General features: G+C 32.1%; 17 protein-coding genes and 1 pseudogene. 3 read left to right on the top strand and 15 right to left on the bottom strand.

The window, feature by feature from the left end; genetic code table 11:
- Positions 1-141 precede the first annotated feature (141 nt).
- The 5 genes from SJY24_RS16020 to SJY24_RS16000 all read right to left on the bottom strand — a co-directional run bounded on the left by SJY24_RS16020 (position 142) and on the right by SJY24_RS16000 (position 5,752).
- Positions 142-660 (bottom strand): shikimate kinase, encoded by a 519-nt coding sequence (locus SJY24_RS16020; RefSeq protein WP_377865394.1) that lies wholly within the window; start codon positions 658-660, stop codon positions 142-144.
- Positions 661-814: 154 nt separating this feature from the next.
- Positions 815-1,576: a class I SAM-dependent methyltransferase gene (locus SJY24_RS16015; protein WP_377865393.1), complete on the bottom strand. Its 762-nt coding sequence runs from the start codon at positions 1,574-1,576 to the stop codon at positions 815-817.
- A gap of 228 nt (positions 1,577-1,804) precedes the next feature.
- Complete coding sequence (locus tag SJY24_RS16010) at positions 1,805-3,601, bottom strand: Xaa-Pro dipeptidyl-peptidase (protein WP_377865392.1); 1,797 nt, start codon at positions 3,599-3,601, stop codon at positions 1,805-1,807.
- Positions 3,602-3,735: 134 nt separating this feature from the next.
- A complete protein-coding gene (locus SJY24_RS16005) occupies positions 3,736-5,112 on the bottom strand; it encodes a sensor histidine kinase (protein WP_377865391.1) in 1,377 nt (458 codons plus the stop codon).
- Entirely contained in the window at positions 5,105-5,752 is a 648-nt protein-coding gene (locus SJY24_RS16000; RefSeq protein ID WP_000865958.1) for a response regulator transcription factor, read from the bottom strand. The genes SJY24_RS16005 and SJY24_RS16000 overlap by 8 nt, the downstream gene beginning before the upstream one ends.
- 121 nt (positions 5,753-5,873) lie before the next feature.
- On the opposite strand from SJY24_RS16000, the gene SJY24_RS15995 reads away from it, so the two are divergent.
- Positions 5,874-6,290, top strand: coding sequence for a hypothetical protein (locus tag SJY24_RS15995; protein ID WP_377865390.1), 417 nt, complete (start codon positions 5,874-5,876; stop codon positions 6,288-6,290).
- 48 nt (positions 6,291-6,338) lie between these two features.
- Here SJY24_RS15995 and SJY24_RS15990 read toward each other — a convergent pair whose 3' ends face one another.
- The 8 genes and pseudogenes from SJY24_RS15990 to SJY24_RS15955 all read right to left on the bottom strand — a co-directional run bounded on the left by SJY24_RS15990 (position 6,339) and on the right by SJY24_RS15955 (position 12,906).
- On the bottom strand, positions 6,339-6,836 hold the full coding sequence (locus SJY24_RS15990; RefSeq protein WP_377865389.1) for a DinB family protein: 498 nt from the start codon (positions 6,834-6,836) through the stop codon (positions 6,339-6,341).
- Positions 6,837-6,933: 97 nt separating this feature from the next.
- The gene (locus SJY24_RS15985) at positions 6,934-7,392 is read right to left on the bottom strand and encodes a GNAT family N-acetyltransferase (RefSeq protein ID WP_377867263.1); all 459 of its coding nucleotides are present in this window, start codon (positions 7,390-7,392) and stop codon (positions 6,934-6,936) included.
- Between the two features lie 97 nt (positions 7,393-7,489).
- Positions 7,490-8,164, bottom strand: a complete 675-nt coding sequence (locus tag SJY24_RS15980) for an HAD family hydrolase (protein ID WP_377865388.1) — start codon at positions 8,162-8,164, stop codon at positions 7,490-7,492.
- 29 nt (positions 8,165-8,193) lie between these two features.
- Positions 8,194-8,895, bottom strand: coding sequence for a 5'-methylthioadenosine/adenosylhomocysteine nucleosidase (locus tag SJY24_RS15975; RefSeq protein WP_377865387.1), 702 nt, complete (start codon positions 8,893-8,895; stop codon positions 8,194-8,196).
- Positions 8,896-8,916: 21 nt separating this feature from the next.
- A pseudogene (locus SJY24_RS15970) lies at positions 8,917-9,081 on the bottom strand (homoserine kinase); the annotation flags it as partial.
- Positions 9,082-9,117: 36 nt separating this feature from the next.
- Entirely contained in the window at positions 9,118-9,657 is a 540-nt protein-coding gene (locus SJY24_RS15965) for a DUF3267 domain-containing protein (protein WP_377867262.1), read from the bottom strand.
- A gap of 256 nt (positions 9,658-9,913) precedes the next feature.
- Positions 9,914-11,503, bottom strand: coding sequence for a M3 family metallopeptidase (locus SJY24_RS15960; protein ID WP_377865386.1), 1,590 nt, complete (start codon positions 11,501-11,503; stop codon positions 9,914-9,916).
- A gap of 113 nt (positions 11,504-11,616) precedes the next feature.
- Positions 11,617-12,906 carry an APC family permease gene (locus tag SJY24_RS15955; RefSeq protein ID WP_377865385.1) on the bottom strand — a complete coding sequence of 430 codons (1,290 nt, stop codon included), beginning with the start codon at positions 12,904-12,906 and terminating at the stop codon, positions 11,617-11,619.
- Positions 12,907-13,048: 142 nt separating this feature from the next.
- Between SJY24_RS15955 and SJY24_RS15950 the strand changes: the two genes are divergently transcribed.
- Entirely contained in the window at positions 13,049-13,483 is a 435-nt protein-coding gene (locus tag SJY24_RS15950) for an Lrp/AsnC family transcriptional regulator (RefSeq protein WP_377865383.1), read from the top strand.
- A gap of 98 nt (positions 13,484-13,581) precedes the next feature.
- On the opposite strand, the gene SJY24_RS15945 is transcribed toward SJY24_RS15950, so the two are convergent.
- Positions 13,582-14,850 carry a helix-turn-helix domain-containing protein gene (locus SJY24_RS15945; RefSeq protein ID WP_377865382.1) on the bottom strand — a complete coding sequence of 423 codons (1,269 nt, stop codon included), beginning with the start codon at positions 14,848-14,850 and terminating at the stop codon, positions 13,582-13,584.
- Positions 14,851-15,313: 463 nt separating this feature from the next.
- Here SJY24_RS15945 and SJY24_RS15940 point away from each other — a divergent pair, with 463 nt between their 5' ends.
- Positions 15,314-15,517, top strand: coding sequence for a hypothetical protein (locus SJY24_RS15940; RefSeq protein WP_377865381.1), 204 nt, complete (start codon positions 15,314-15,316; stop codon positions 15,515-15,517).
- A gap of 52 nt (positions 15,518-15,569) precedes the next feature.
- Here the strand turns inward: SJY24_RS15940 and SJY24_RS15935 are convergent, their stop codons facing one another.
- Positions 15,570-16,430: a DegV family protein gene (locus tag SJY24_RS15935; RefSeq protein WP_377865380.1), complete on the bottom strand. Its 861-nt coding sequence runs from the start codon at positions 16,428-16,430 to the stop codon at positions 15,570-15,572.
- Positions 16,431-16,497: the final 67 nt, after the last annotated feature.

The following is a 16,497-nucleotide window of genomic DNA, read 5'->3' as shown; positions in this document are numbered from 1 at the left end:
ATTTATTCCCCCTACTTCCCAAAAGTGTCATTTATATTAAAAAATAGCCCCAATTAAAATTGTGACCACCTTGAATATAAATAGTATATGTGGTTTTCAAGAGAATGCTTGGACAATGAAAACGTAACAACATTTTAAATTTTACAATCGAAACTTCACCTTAATGATTTCCGCTACTTCTTTAGCACTCAAATTTGTATTATTAATTCTTATATACTCTTCTTTATCAATTTCACCATGAAGTGAGTTTAATCTATGTTTTTTCATCGTTTCTTTTAAATTTTTTTCAGACCATTCAATATCTCTTTTTTTCGGTTTATGTTCTAATCTATGGGGACTTTTATTACGCTCGAATCTTTCACCTAGTTCTGCTTCAAGCTCTACAAAATATGCCGCTGCACCTTTTGATTCAAAAATACTTACTACATGATTTATATAATCCCAATCAGATTGAAGGTCAAATGCCCATACATATGTAAAAATCATTCCGTATAAATCACTTTTAGACACTTCTTCAAACAGTTCATTACGAAACAAACTTACTAACCGCTGTGCTTCCTTTGTACTATAATCAAAAAACGGGCTCACAAAATCAATCGTCATATGATTATGAAATAGCTTTAAATCAGTTATTTTTTCTAACTCATGCCCGACCGTCATTTTCCCTACTGCTTGTGGGCCAAATAATAATATGAATTACATTTGTTTTCCTCCGATTTTTCACTATAAACAATGAAATAAAACATATCCTAAAATTGAAAATAAGGCAGTCGATATTGTCTCGATTGCCTTATTTTCATGAATATTTCCTACATTATTCGTTTCGTACAGCTTCAAAAGTAACAATTTGGTCTGCATTTGACGGATGCTTTTCATAAACATAGTCAGCAGAGCAAGTAATGTTAGAGAAACCTATACTTTCTAAAAGGAGTTTAAACTCTTCTATTCCATACCATCGCATTGCAAAACGTTGTAGTTCTGTTTGTACTAACTGTCCTTTACTCCATTTTTCATATTTTAAATATGATACAGTCACTTGGTTAAGCCAATCTATTTCAATTGATTTATTTTCTAATGTAATCCCGTCTCCGCTTGGTAAGGAAAAAGTCGATGTATGAATTCCACCCGTCTTCCAGTCATATGGAAGCGCAAGATCTACAATTAAACGCCCACCTGGATTAAGATGTTCATAAAAACATTTCAAAGCGTTTATAGAATCATCACGATTTTCAATTAAACAAAAGGAGCCAGTAGGAATTATTATCGCTTCATATTTATGTGGCAGTGAAAGTTGTTGTAAACTTCCTTCATATAAATTAGGATGCAAACCTCTCTCTTTACACCGCATACGGCAAGAATCTAGCATTTCAGGTGAATAATCTATCCCATCAACTTTAAAACCAGCTTCAAGAAGTGGTATAATGACACGCCCTGACCCTACTGCTGCTTCGAGAATTCTGCCCTCACAATTATTTAAACGTTTTTGGTAATACTCAATATCACCATTTAAAGAATAACCAACAGGTTTTGTGTAATCATAAAGTTCCGTACAAAGTGTACTATAAAAACTAAACATTTATTTTCTCCTCCGTTTTATGTGTACGGAAGATTCTAATTTACTTAATCTTTCCGTACCTCAAATTTTAATGAGAATTCGAAAGAGCTGACTGTCATAATTTATCACTCACTTTCCATGTAATGTATTTACATTGTATAATATTCCCTCGCGATTGAACATATCAAAGTTGAAAATTCTGATTATAAACAAAGAGCTTACTATAGTAAGCTCTTCATCAAAAACCATTTATTTCACAATCGGTAATGTTACTTCACTTAATTTCACCGTTAACTTTGTCCCTGCTTTCGGTCTAATTGTATAATCGTAATCACTTACGATTAAGACGACTCCTATTTGATGTCCTGCTTTAAATACGTAATCATCTGGCTGCATGTCCCATTTAAATGTATAATCTTTACCAGGTTGAATCGCTGTTGAATTTTCTATACTATTTAAGTTTTGCGGATCCATCCAACCTCTCGTTACAATTTCAGGCTTCGCTCCGCCGTAATCAACGAGTAAAGCTGTTAAATTTGAAACAGATCGATCAATATTTCCTATTATTGAAATCTTAGGCGTACCACTTATTCGCATATCTTTTTGCAGTACAGGCATTGTATATACTAATCGATTCGCTATTTCTAACTCAGGGTTTTCTACTAGTTGATTTGACTTTATTTTAGCATCATCTACTAATGAGAAAACATTGTTTACTGATCCCATACTTAATGGTAGATTGACTGCTTTATTACTTAAATACATACGGACTTTTGATGGTACAGCCGCAGGATCTGGCCAATTTTTTATTTTTTGCCACGATTTATTTTCACGTTGTACATCTACCATTGGTTCATCCATTATTCCATTTTCAATTCCATATAACCAATAATCAAACCATTTATTTTGCGTTTGTTGCCAGTTATTACTTGTTGTTCCGCCGTGTCCACCTTGATGTAACCACATTTTACGAGGAACATTATTTTCGCCAAGAGCTTCCCACCACTGCGCGAACTGCTTCGTTTTTACATTCCAATCATTTAAACCGTGAACAACAAACACACTAGCCTTCACATTTTTAACATCTTTTACATAGTTACGTTTATCCCAAAAGTCGTTATAATCGCCTGTTTTACGATCTTGTCCAGCTGTTAGTTCTTTAATGATCTGACCGCAAACTTCTGGGTTCTTTCTTGTTAGTACTGCTTCAGCCATATTATCTGTATCTTCTCCTTGATAACCACCCGGCGCAATAACCGCCCCATTTGCACGATAATAGTCATACCAACTACTAATCGCTGCGATTGGAATAATTGTTTTTAACCCTTCCACTCCTGTCGTTGCGACAGCATTTGGTAAAGTACCATTATAAGAAGCTCCTGTCATTCCTACATTTCCCGTAGACCAATTTGCATTTACTTCCTTACCATCCTCTGTATATGCTTTTGCACGACCATTCACCCAATCAATGACAGACTTCGTCCCTAATATTTCTTGCTCATCTCCAGTAGTCGGACATCCATCTGATTTCCCAGTTCCGATACTTTCACCTAAAATGACTGCATATCCTCTTGGAACGTAATAATTTCCGTATGAACCAAGATTAACAGCTCCATACGGTTTTCCTCCATATGCATTCAATTCTTCATCAACATTATAAACAGGAACATCTTTTAATCCAGATCGATATGGACTCATTTCATAAATAACGGGGACTTTCACATCTGGATTCGTCTTTGGACGCATAACCTTTACTGATACACGATCTTTTTTACCATCTCGATCACTATCAACTTCTGTCTCTACAAATAGATTTTCTACGATGGCTTCATCAAGTGAATAGATTGGCTTCGTCATCCCATTTTCTAATTCAATTTTCGTATTTGACATTAAATCCTCTGAAATTTGACCATTTAACATAACATTTTTGTCTTTTACGGAGCTCCCTTCATTATTTTCTGCATGTGCAGTCATACTAGAAACTCCTGAAGTAATTGTTAAAGATAATATTGTCGATAGTGTAATTGCTATTTTCTTTTTCTTCATGCCCTTCCCTCCCCATATATTCATTCTTTTACTATACATCAAAAATACTGAAAATTCAGTTTATATTTTTGTAAAAAGTTGAGAAATTTGTAGAACTATCAAATATTTTCATACAAAAAAGGAACTAATAACAATTAGTTCCTTTCTATATACATATAGAATTGTATTTCCCCATCTACTACCGAAACCCCGTATTCAAATCCATGCCTTTCTAAAATACTTTTTACTATCGCTAGTCCTAATCCTGTACCTGATTTTTCTTTACTACGAGAAGATTCTAATACGTAAAAAGGTTCCCAAATTTTATCTATCTCTTTACTGCCCTCAGCGGCAATACCATTTTGAATTTGAAAATACACAACGTCATTTTTCTCTTCTAATATGATTTTTATATTTTGATTCGTTGTATATTTTATCGCATTAGAGATTAAATTTTGAAAGACCATTCTCATTTTATTTAAATCAGCATAAACAATCGCGTCACCAGCATTATAGTTCACTTGCAAATTGATTTTTTTCAACTCCAGTTCAATCTTATGCTTATCTATTATACTTTGGACTAGTGGTTCAATAGGGAATTCTTCTTTTTGTAAAATATCTCTTTCTAGTTTAGAAAATCGCAATAACTCTTCAATTAAATTTGAAATTTGATCTGTTTGTTTAATGATTGTATCAACATATGTACCATCATCTAAACCGTCTTTTATTCCCATAGAATATGCTTTTACTAATGCGATTGGTGTTTTTAATTCATGAGTTACATCGCCCATAAATCGTTTTAAGTGGTCATTTCGATCTGTTAAATCTTGATGTGCTTCATGTAATTTATCACTCATAATATTTATACTATTTGCTAAATCACCTATTTCATCATTCGTTTTAACTTTCGTCCGTTTAAATTTCAGACGTGAAATATCTTCTGCGACATCACTCAATTCATTCAGTGGTGTAGTGATTGTTTTTGAAAAAATCCAGACGAGCACGATAATAAGAAATAGTGAGAATCCCAAAATATATAAATAAAATGAGTTAAGCGTTTTAATTACTTCATTAGAATGTGCGATAGAAACTCCTACTAAAATCAACATATCATCTTTCGCAATATATTTCGCAAAAAAACTAGATTTTATCTTTTCTTGATCATATATTTTATTCGATTGTCCGAGGTTCTTCACTTTCGTAATTTCTTCTTTTGTAATCCAAAGTTTATTCAATGCAACTCTCTTTTTTGTAAGTTGCATGCGTAATTCTTCATTAATAGCATCTTCTGAATTATTTATTGATGTATACGCAATCGTAACATTACCTTCATTTTCAATACGATTTATAGCATCATCCAGTTCTTTACGCGGTATTGACTGTATTTGCGCTGTAATGCCTTCTAAGCTTTCGCGTGTTTTGTGCACATTATATTTGGGTAAAAAATAGTTAATTAATAATAAAGAGACCGTATAAATAAGGATGACTGTTAAAGAGATGCTGAAAAATAACTTTTTACCGAGTTTATTCACACTCTTCCTCCAAACTATACCCTAAACCGCGATGTGTCTTTATAATATTTTCTCCTATTTTTTTACGCAACCTTCTTACATGCGTATCAACCGTTCGCTCTTCCCCAAAATAATCAAATCCCCAAACGATATCTAACAACTTTTTCCGCGTTAAAATCGTGCCTTTATGATTTAAAAAGCACTTTATTAATTGTAATTCTGTCTTTGTAATATCTAATTCTTTCTCGTTTTTATATACTTTATTTTTGGTGAAATCTATTTTTAAATCTTGAACTTGAATAACATCTTCATGCTGTACTAGCTTTTTCGCTCGCGTAATTAGCACTCCTGGGTGGAACGGTTTTTTCACATACTCATCTGCCCCGCTTTGAAGAGCTGCTAATTCATCTTCACTTTCACTTTTCGCAGTAAGCATTAATACTTTTACACTCGAATTCTTTTTTATTTCCTGACAGACAGTAATACCACTACTTTTCGGCATCATCCAGTCTAAAATAGCTAAGTCAATTTTCTCATCATAAAATATTTGAAGTGCTTCCTCTCCATCTTTTGCTAATAAAACTTCGAAGCCTTCTTTTTCAAAATACGCTTTTAAAATTTTTAGCATATCTTGTTCATCATCCGCGATTAATACTTTCATTACATTTCCTCCATTACTTATAAACAAATATCAATTTTATCATACAACTTCTTTGTTACATCAATGTGACATAAAAATATTTACAACGTTTGAGGGTATAGTAAGTGTGAGGTGTTGTTTCATGTTCAAAAAAATAGGAGTCATTACTCTTTTCTTCTTTTTATTATCAACAAATGCGTTCGCAAATACAAATAAACAAATTGAAGTATTTGATTGCAAAAAAGAAATGGTAGTCCAAAAACAATCTTTAGATCCAGCCATTCAAAAAGAAGCAATTCAATACGCAAAATCAATTACTGGTCCATTTAAAAACTTAAATGTCGTTCCGAAAGATGGTCATATGATAAAAATTCCGTTATCAAAACCTGTTCCTATTACAAATCAATGGTTACATACAACAATCGATGAAGTACTCATCCTTCTCCCACTTAATGAAAAACCTTACATTATGCTTTACGATGATGAGAATAATCCGCATTTTTATTATGTAAAAGGTGATCCGAAAACTTTATTGAAACAAATGAATGTTAAATTATAATTAATTAAAGAAAGATCCCGCAAGTATCATTCGTGGGATCTTTCTTTATCAGTTAATAACTTGATTTTCATTTAAAAAATTAATAACCTGTCTTTTATGATGGTTATCATGATCTACAAATTCTTTAATAATATATATAAGAGAATACGGCGTTCCAGTATGAGGACAATGCGATACTGCATTGGCAGTTAAAGGTTTCTTTAGAGTTCCAGCAGGCAGTAATCTAAGTTCTTTTACGAGTAGCTCTCTTTTAGCTTTTGCTTCTTCAAGAAGTTTCATCATAGATATGCCCGATTTCGCATAATTAGATGCTATTTTATTATATGTATCAAAGTCAGGGAACTCCATTCCCTGTCCATCTCTCACTGATGATAATGTCTCACGTAAAAGATAGTCATCCCAATTCATAATATGAGATACAACCTCACCAATAGTCCATTTCCCCTCTGATATTGGCGCTGTCCACAATTCTTCTTTCATACCTTTCAATTTGGTTATCCACATTGAATAATCTTTAAAATCATTAATAATTTTATTTTCTCCCATCATCTAATCCCCATTCTAATAGTAGATTCAAATAAATTATACCATAAATCTACATAACACAGAACAAGCGTTCCCTTGAAGGTCAAATAATAATTCACTACATCCTTTTATCTAAGTTTAGATAATGGCTTGTTCCTACATATATTTTCCCTTTCACAAATCCACTCGAAGTATAAAATTGATCCCCCTGTTCTGTATCTGTATGTAAGACAACAATAGTAAAATAGATTTTTGCATCGCTTAAGATTCTCCCTAACAGTAACCTTCCTAATCCTTTCCGCCGGTAATCTTTTGCAATGTAAAACCTTCTTAATCGGCCAATCTTATTATCTTTCGTATACGGATCTTGATTTAATCCCCCGATTCCAATTAACGTATCACCTCGAAAAATGCCATATAAACATTCGCCCGTTTTACTAAATGTATTTCTTTTACTTTCAAATTCATTTATTAGTTTTATTAAGAAGTTAAATCCTTCTTTTGTACTTTCTTCGATAAGATGATCGATCTCATATTTTAGTAAATCTTCAATTCGTTTTATTTGTATATCTTCCAGCTTAATCTCCCACTTTCTCTATCCAAATGTATCTTTTTGAAAAATAAAAATGCCCGAGAATATATCATCCTGAGCATTCATTTGAATGTGAACTTATTCATTTTGTTATGTACGTATTCTTCAATTCTAGTAATATCCCCTTCAGTTCCATTAAATCATCAATTACTAAATCAGCATGAGCAAGCTCATCTTCTTGTGCAAAATCAAAATTACATCCAATTGCAATTAGACCATTATCTTTTGCAGCGTTAATATCTGATAAACGATCCCCAACTACCGCTGCCTCTTTTATATCATACTTCTTCAAAATGCCTTTAACTAAGTCATCTTTATTTAGCGAGTGTATTTGATCAATACTGAATGTTTCCGTAATCCATTGGTCTAAATCATAATAAGATACGATTGCCTGTAAGTATTCCGTTAAACCGTTACTAGCTATATAAATTGAACAATCATTTTCTTTTATAAAACTAAAAACTTCCTTTACATTCGGATATAAAGCACCATTTCCGCTCTTTATATTTTCAATTAGTCTTTCTAAAAAATATGCATCTGTTTGTTCCCTTACTTCATTAGAATGATTAGGTAATAAAGTTTCCCAAACTTTAGGTAAAGGTACACCCATAATTTCACGGTATTTATCAATAGGTGCTTCCGCATCCCATAATTGTAGTGAGCGTAAATGATCAAATGTATCATCTAGTGATAATTCTAAGATTTTATCTGTTTGAAATAAAGTTCCATCCATATCAAAAATTAGTGCTTGCAACATTTTATACTCTCCCATTCTTTACGTATTAATTACAATACAGTTTTACTCGAAATATGTTTAAGCATCTCAACAATAATTTCTGAACAATAATTCGCTGCGGTTTTCGCGAAATCATCATATGAAACGTGCGCTGAATCATCTGCACTGTCAGAAATGCATCTCAAAACGAGAAACGGTATGTCATTTATATAAGCAACATGTCCAATTGCTGCTCCTTCCATCTCTGTACAATGCGGTGCATATTCATTGACTAATTGCGCCTTTAATTTTGAATCCTCGACGAAGCATTCTCCGCTGACGATTCTTCCTTCATGAACAGTAATATTTAAACTACTACTATTAACAGCTTTTCTGGCTAAATCTCTTAATTCCTCGCTTGCATGAAATGCTTCTTGAAACGGAAATAGATTCTTCATTTGATTTTTATTAACATCATGATGCGTAACATTTGTAGAAATAACTAGATCACCAATTTTCACATCCGGATGTAATCCACCCGCAACACCTGTATTAATGATAGAATCCACCTCAAATTTATTAATTAAAATTTGTGTACATGTGGCAGCATTTACCTTTCCTACACCACATCGCGTAATAATAATTTCTGTATCCATGAAGTTTCCTTTATAAAAAGGTATTCCCGCAATAGTATGTTCCTCTTTAATAAGTAGTTTTTCTAATAGTAAGTCTATTTCTATTTGCATTGCTCCGATAATGCCGATTCTGTCCATGTATGTAGTCCCCTTTTTTATTCATAAGTATGCTAGCATATTATGCAGTTCCCCATAATTCTCAGCTAACCAAATCATTTCTTCTGCAAAACGCATCGGTGGTATACTATATTGATCCGTATTGGTATGAATCCACCAAGTACTCTCCATATACCACAACATTTGAATGGCCTGAACAATCCCACCATTAATTGGTGAGGTCGAACTTGTTAATCTACTGGATTATGATTTTACTCGGCAGTAACCTCTGCAAAATACAGATTTATTTGGTTTAATTAGGATTAAAAATGAATTAACAATATCCGAGGCGGAGATTATCAAATTTATCCAACTAATAAGTAAAATGAGTGATTTGATATCACCAGATACAAAGAACGAAATACTAGCTGGGATTACCGATAATACGATAAAAGGTAAGCTCATAAAGACCCAAAATCTCTTCTTAGAAAGAATTGCATTTGTATTGAGCCAAAAATATAGACCTCTGAACGTTAAGCTAATATCACCTTTATTGTTTATTACAAGAATATGAAGGGCTTCGTGTATTAAAAAAACAAAAAAACCGATTAAAATAAGGGGGAATTTTGTCATATGATTAAAACTTACCCCAAACCAATTTGGTGCTAGAAAAAAAGTAACCGTTAATAGGTAAACAAACTTCATATAATGCTTTCGAAACCAAGTATTTTGAATGAAAGGTTTCCATTCCGACAAATCCAGACTTAACTGTGGCAAATTTCGAAACCATAATATCATACCTATCCCTGCCTTTCCTATGATCTAGTTCCGACCAATTAATACCATGTAATGCTTTGGACTAGCGTATTATTGCTCGTCAGTTTAGTAAGTAAAAGAAGCCTATCATGCTGACTTAAATGAACGTACTGGTGAGTTTTGTCATAGGCGACGATAACGCTGATTTGTTCATTGCTAATGCCTTATTTTCTTGATTTGCGATGGATAATTCACCTTGTCCCTTTATCGCTTTCGAAAAAATAGCCTTTCAAAAAAACTCTCATTATACAAGCTCCAAATATTCATCAATATCTTTATTCATTTGAAGAAAAGCTTTATTCCAAAATTCATACTCTGTTAGATCAATTTCAAAATGTTTTTTCATCAATTCTTCAACTGGAGCCTTTCCTGTTTCTCGTAAAAACTCTTTATACCTCAAATGAAATGCATTCTTATTTTCCTTTGCTATTTCAATTAAACTAAAACTCGCTAAATACCCAAATGTGTATGGATAATTGTAAAAAGGAACGTCTGCTATATAAAATTGAATGTATTTCATCCAAACAAACGGCTGATATTCGCTTAATTCATTTCCGTATGCTTCTTTTTGTACCAATATAGATAATTTTTCAATTTCATCAGCACTTAAAGGACCTTCCTTGCATTCTTCATAAAACTGCTTCTCAAACTGAAACGATGCACGAATTGCCATAACATAATTAAAACTATTTCTTATTTTCCAGCTAAGCAATGACTTTTTCATCTCAACACAATCTGTTGTTTGAATTAAATAATTCATGATTACCGTTTCAAAGAAAATAGACGCTGATTCAGCTGTACTCATTGGCAAATAATCATCTAAAAATGTTGTAGATTGTTCAAGACTCATAACATAAAAATGCCAAGCGTGTCCTAGTTCATGAGCAAGTACTCTTACACTATCAATTGTTCCATCATAACGAATTGAAATGCGAGATTCTTTTTCACTGAAAAAAGGAACACAAAATCCACCCGGCGGTTTATTATCTCTCGGTTCAGCATCGATCCAGCCATTCGCTATTGCATTCTGTGCGAACTGTGCCAATTCTTCATCTATATTTTTTACTGCTACTGAAAAAGGAATAACAGTCTCATTACTTTCTTTCCATGTCATTAGCTCGTGCCATGTAATTGAATTCTTTCCTTTTTTATAACCGTTTAACGCAATTACCAGCTTCGTAAGATTTTGTTCCGTTGCATTCCACATTTGGGATAATGCAGTTTCAGAGATGCCATTTGCCTGTAGTGATTGTTTTAAAATCTCTGTCCCTTCCATTTCATCACTTTTAGCATGACGTAATCTTCCTATTTGATTCAATACAGTAGCAAAGATATCTTTTTCCTTATTCAAAGCATTTGTAAGAGAATCAAATACTATTAATCTTTCATTATGATCATCACTATTCATCGCAACGTAATTTGCTTGTCCAAATGATAAAGTCTCTTTATCGTGTATTACTACTATCTTATTTCTTAATTGTGCATACATATCTTCCCAAGCTTTTAATTCATTTTCTATTAGTTTAATACTTGAATGATTTGCATGAACACTTCGTCCCTTACTAGATTCTATTAATAGTTGGACTTCTTTCTTTAATTGATTTACTTTTACACTTAGTAAAGTATCTTCAGGATGCTTCTCATCTTCATCAGCACGGCAATATAAGTAATACTCTGCTTTTTCGATAGCCTGTATAAGTTGTGAAAGGATTACTGAATCTTTTGTTGCTTTATATTCTATAATTAACCGTTCTATAGAAAATATAAGATCTTGTTTATTAGAATAAAGTCTGTCTAAATCCCATTTAGTTGGAGCTTGAATACGTATATTCATTTTAATAGCCTCCTATTTTTACAAATAGTTACAAAAATTTAATCCCTCTATAATTATATATGAATATCCAATATTTAGATATCTCTAAATATTAAAACTTAAACGAATGTATTTTAACATTCCTTATTCTGCTCCCTCCCATTTACAAGTCTACCTTTTATGCAATATAAATAGCATAAAGACGCTAAAGCTACAACTATTGGAATAAGTATGACTCCTCCAATAAAGGGATAAACCGCTATACAACATGTAAAAGCTATTATAGAAAAAACTTTACCTAATCTATTATTTATTAACTTAATTCCGGCCGCAGTACCGACTATATATGTAACAATCCCTAACGAGTTCGGTATTAATACGATTCTATCTATACTAATATGAAAAACGAAACATATTAACAAACCCATTATTGCAATAAAACCTACAACTTTTATTGCATTTGTTGGCGCTGCTCTTTTTACATTAATACTTGCTAAAAAACGAGGTGCAACTTCTTCCTGCCCTAGCGAATAGCCTAAACGGCCCATGCTTGCGATAAATGCATTTGTCGTCCCTAAGCAAATAATAAAAGCTACAAATCCAATTAACCATGCAAATTGATTACCTAAAGTTTGTTTTATTACAAGTACTAGAGCTGTAGTATTATCAGCATTAATATGATATGATTTTGTTCCAATTACTGATAATGCAATCCCCATATATAAAACTCCAATAATAATAATTGCAAATCCTGTAGACAAAATAATATTTCTTTTTCTAGGTGTTTTAAATTCTGGAGCTAAACTTGCAATAGCTTCCCAACCGAAAAAAGACCAGAAAATTAATAATGATGCCTCTAAAATCGGATTTATTTCTTGCATAGAAATATATATGTTTGTATTTTTCATTTCAATATAAGGTAGTGAACTAATAATTGTTGCGATTAAAATAAAGAAAGTTAATACACCAATACATATTTGAAAGGATCCACTTATTTTTAACCCGTATAAATTGAAACCTATTGAAATACTTAAAATAATAAACGCTATAACATAAGAAAAATCTGATGATAAAGCAAACACTCTCACTATATACATTCCACCAGTCATAGAGACTACGATTTGTCCAATGCTACCTGCAATAAAAAAACACCATCCTATAATAGCACCTATATTTTTACCGAAAGCTTTTTCTGCAAACGTGGCAATTCCACCTGCACTTGGATGCTCAATAGATAAAAAAGCGAATGTTAATGCAAGTGGGATACTAAGTAAAATCATAATAAGCCAAGAAATAATCGCATTCCCTTCCGCTATACTCGCAGTCATACCAGGTAAAATAAGAATTCCTGATCCTAAAACTGCCCCTACGTATAAAGCTGTTCCCTTTTTAATAGAAATTGTTTCGTCGAAATGATTAGACATTACATGCACCTCCATTTATATTTTAATTATAGAAAGTTATCAGTCTATTCAACATTCAATTGTGTATGTAATTTAGCATTAGATTTTACATTATGCCTGTATTTCAGAAATTTACTTTCAACTTTGCAAAGGAGCATTAGTAATGGATGAGATTGATAAGAAAATAACCCTATTATTACAAGAAGATGCGAGGATGACAATTACAGAAATGACTGAGCATCTACACCTTAGCCGCCCTAGCGTTACAGAAAGACTAAAAAGGTTACAAGATGCAGGAATAATTGAGAAATATAACGCACGGGTATCATTAAATGCAGTTGGAAAATCAATTCAAGCATTTTTAAGAATTGAAAATCTAAAGATTCCTTGTAAAAAATTCGAGGAGAAAATCTACGAAGAATATAGAATACTCGAATGTCATCGAGTCACAGGTGAAAGTAGCTATTACTTAAAAGTAGCAGTTCACTCTATGAAGGAATTAGAGGAATTAATTGATATCGTTATTCCGTTTGGTACAGTAAAAACTTCAATGATCTTATCTTCACCAATACCATATCGACCAGTAGTTGTAGAATAAAAATAAAAAAGGATATTCTTAAGAGCATAAAATAACATACTCTTTTGAATATCCTTTTTAAGCTTATGATTTCCTGAAGTATCCAACTAAACCCCCTTTTAATCCATTTTATTTTCAGCTGATAGTTTAAAATACTTAGCAGATAATTTATATGAGCGATTCTCATAATAATAATCCCCAAATTTATAAGCTAATGCGGCAACTAAGCTATATTGCTGTTTTTCTATACCCATCTCAATTGCTGTTTTCATATTCTTCTCATATCTATTATAATCTGCCCATATTCTAGATTTTTCCGCTTTAAATCCATATAGTTGAACATGGGCATACGGTACATCACAAATCGATAAAATTTCAAATGCCTCATCTATAAGTTTAGTTACTGTTTGCCAATCTTTTAATTCTATATAAATTTCTATTAAATTCCGAATTGTATATACCTTACCTTCTTTGTTTGGTAAATACTCACAAAGGATCAAGTTTTCCTCGTAACACTTTATTGCATTTTTATAATCTTTTAATGCTTGATAAATTTTCCCGTAATTATATTTCAAAAAACATAAATTTAATGGCTCATTTTCCACCTTTGATTCATTTTCTACTTGTTTTAAAGTTTCATATGCTTGTTCATACTGTTTATCTTTGTTATATTGCATCGCAAGAAGTATTAACGCATAAATTTTATATTGTTCTATATTAAACTTTTTATACAATTTATATGCTTTTTTTGCATATATGCGACTAATACTTTGATCTTTATTAAGATTCTGACTTACTATACTTAGATTGTAATACGTATCTGCGTGCAACTCTGTCTCTTCTGGTTCCAGCATATTTTCTATCTTTTTGTAAACTTCATATGCTGTAAAAAACTCCCCTTTATTAGAAAAATAAAGACCTCGAGCTCTTAAATAATATATATAATCTTCAGTATTTTGCATTTCCACTTGACTTGGAATCATTTGCGAAGCTTGATCTACAAATAACTTCACATATAATAAGCTTTTATTTCGGACATGATAGTATATGATGACGCCATACGTCTTTAATAATAAAGGAATTGCGTCCACTTCACGAACGTATAATTCTAACAAAGATAATTCAGCTTCAGTTATACTTTTATCTTTTTTATATTTATCACATATTTCAAGAATAGTAAGCTTTATCTCCTCGTAATTGCCATCTATGAGAAAATCGCAATCAACACCCAGCTTCTTAGAAACTTGTTTTAAAAAAGAAGATGATGGTTTGATTTTCCCACTCTCAATTCTACTTAAATAGGTTATTGAGCATATTTCTGATACGAGCTCCCCCTGTGTCAATCCTTTATGCATACGAACTTGCCGAATACGTTCCCCAATTTCCATCTTTTTCTCTCCCTAATTAACCATTTCATGCTTTTCACTAAATAAGTCATTATGTATTTCTTAATCTTTCATACTATATAAAATATACAATTTCACAAATGTAAAAAAATGTATCACACATTTTAATTTTACATTCATACTATGATTATTTCTAGATGGCTTGTTAAATTTTATGGTTAAAATTTGGGTTTTCCGTCCATTTTTTTCATACAATTTTACTACTTGTTATTAACAAACACAGCGCCATATACTTGAATTACGATAAACTTAATGAAAAGGATTTAACTACATGTAAACTACCATTCTTAAAATAGATCGAATGGTTAATTACATTTACCTAGTACACGGAAGACATCTATTGTAATTGAAAATAAATTAAATGAGCTCAATAGATAATTTATCCATATTACATCCTAGAATTTAGTTTGTCGAATTATTTAGTAAATATGAAAGGATGATAAATATGATTGTAAAATTTAGAAATGATTCAACACGCAAAATAGCAAGATATGTTGGAGGCACTGCTACTCTTTTATTGTTAGCATCCTTCCTTTATCAGTGGAACAATGGTTTAGTAGTTGATGATACTGAAACATTTAGTTTTATACTTGCCTTCACTTGTTTCCTTTATACCTTCTTACCAAAAAAACAAAGCACTCATAAATAATAAATTCTATATTTAATTTAAAGAAAAAAGGATTGATCAAAAGATCAATCCTTTACTCTACTTCATTTAAGAAGAACAATGTTAACGCACCTGGTCCTGTATGCGCTCCGATTGCAGCTCCAATTGTATTTACGATACATACTTCACAACCGAATCTTTCAATAATTAATGCTTTTAATGCTTCGGCGGTTTCTAAATCATCACCGTGAGTCATACCGATTGTTTGACCTTTAAGGTCTTTTCCGCGCTCTTCCATAATATCAACAATACGGCTTAATACTTTCTTTTTCCCTCTTACCTTTTCAAGTGGTACAAGTTTTCCTTCATCCACATTTAAGATCGGCTTAATGTTTAATAAACCACCGATAAAACCAGCTACTTTACTTAAACGTCCACCTCTAACAAGGTACTGTAAGTCAGCTACAGTGAAGATATGCTCCATATGCTCCATTAGAAAAGCGACACGGTTTAATATTTCTTCTTTCGATGCGCCCTCTTTTGCCATTTTTGCAGCCTCTAATACGACAATACCCTGACCGAGTGAGGCACATTTTGTATCGATAATTTCTAAATCTAAATCAGTGTATGTTTCTTTCACTTCTTTTTTAATGAGAACTGACGATTGATATGTACCAGACAATTCAGATGAAAAAGCTAAATATATACAAGGGTTACCTTCTTTTGCATAGGAAACAAATTTTTCTTGGAATGTTTCAAGTGAAGGCAATGACGTTTTATAAACTGCGCCTTCTCTCATTTTTTGCAATAAAGTAACTGATTTTAATGTAACCCCATCTAAATACTCTGTTTCTGCTTCATCATATACACGGAGTGGAATTAAATCAATATCATATGCTTGCAGCAATTCTAACGGTAAATCCGCCGCACTATCCGTAATGATTTTAACACCCATTTTTAAACCTCTATTCTGTTATAAATATATAATAAATAAAATAAAAAATATTACTTTTAAATTATAT

Source organism: Bacillus sp. R86525, from assembly GCF_042466195.1.
In the GTDB taxonomy this organism is placed as follows: domain Bacteria; phylum Bacillota; class Bacilli; order Bacillales; family Bacillaceae_G; genus Bacillus_A; species Bacillus_A nitratireducens.
The sequence above is the reverse complement of the archived record's forward strand: the minus strand, read 5'-3'. Positions and strand labels throughout refer to the sequence as shown.

Bases quoted from the DNA above. Each gene is read 5' to 3' on its own strand.
- SJY24_RS16020 (WP_377865394.1), bottom strand. From the start codon at position 660: ATGACGGTCGGGCATGAGTTAGAAAAAATAACTGATTTAAAGCTATTT.
- SJY24_RS16015 (WP_377865393.1), bottom strand. From the start codon at position 1,576: ATGTTTAGTTTTTATAGTACACTTTGTACGGAACTTTATGATTACACA.
- SJY24_RS16010 (WP_377865392.1), bottom strand. From the start codon at position 3,601: ATGAAGAAAAAGAAAATAGCAATTACACTATCGACAATATTATCTTTA.
- SJY24_RS16000 (WP_000865958.1), bottom strand. From the start codon at position 5,752: ATGAAAGTATTAATCGCGGATGATGAACAAGATATGCTAAAAATTTTA.
- SJY24_RS15995 (WP_377865390.1), top strand. From the start codon at position 5,874: ATGTTCAAAAAAATAGGAGTCATTACTCTTTTCTTCTTTTTATTATCA.
- SJY24_RS15990 (WP_377865389.1), bottom strand. From the start codon at position 6,836: ATGGGAGAAAATAAAATTATTAATGATTTTAAAGATTATTCAATGTGG.
- SJY24_RS15980 (WP_377865388.1), bottom strand. From the start codon at position 8,164: ATGTTGCAAGCACTAATTTTTGATATGGATGGAACTTTATTTCAAACA.
- SJY24_RS15975 (WP_377865387.1), bottom strand. From the start codon at position 8,895: ATGGACAGAATCGGCATTATCGGAGCAATGCAAATAGAAATAGACTTA.
- SJY24_RS15960 (WP_377865386.1), bottom strand. From the start codon at position 11,503: ATGAATATACGTATTCAAGCTCCAACTAAATGGGATTTAGACAGACTT.
- SJY24_RS15955 (WP_377865385.1), bottom strand. From the start codon at position 12,906: ATGTCTAATCATTTCGACGAAACAATTTCTATTAAAAAGGGAACAGCT.
- SJY24_RS15950 (WP_377865383.1), top strand. From the start codon at position 13,049: ATGGATGAGATTGATAAGAAAATAACCCTATTATTACAAGAAGATGCG.
- SJY24_RS15945 (WP_377865382.1), bottom strand. From the start codon at position 14,850: ATGGAAATTGGGGAACGTATTCGGCAAGTTCGTATGCATAAAGGATTG.
- SJY24_RS15940 (WP_377865381.1), top strand. From the start codon at position 15,314: ATGATTGTAAAATTTAGAAATGATTCAACACGCAAAATAGCAAGATAT.
- SJY24_RS15935 (WP_377865380.1), bottom strand. From the start codon at position 16,430: ATGGGTGTTAAAATCATTACGGATAGTGCGGCGGATTTACCGTTAGAA.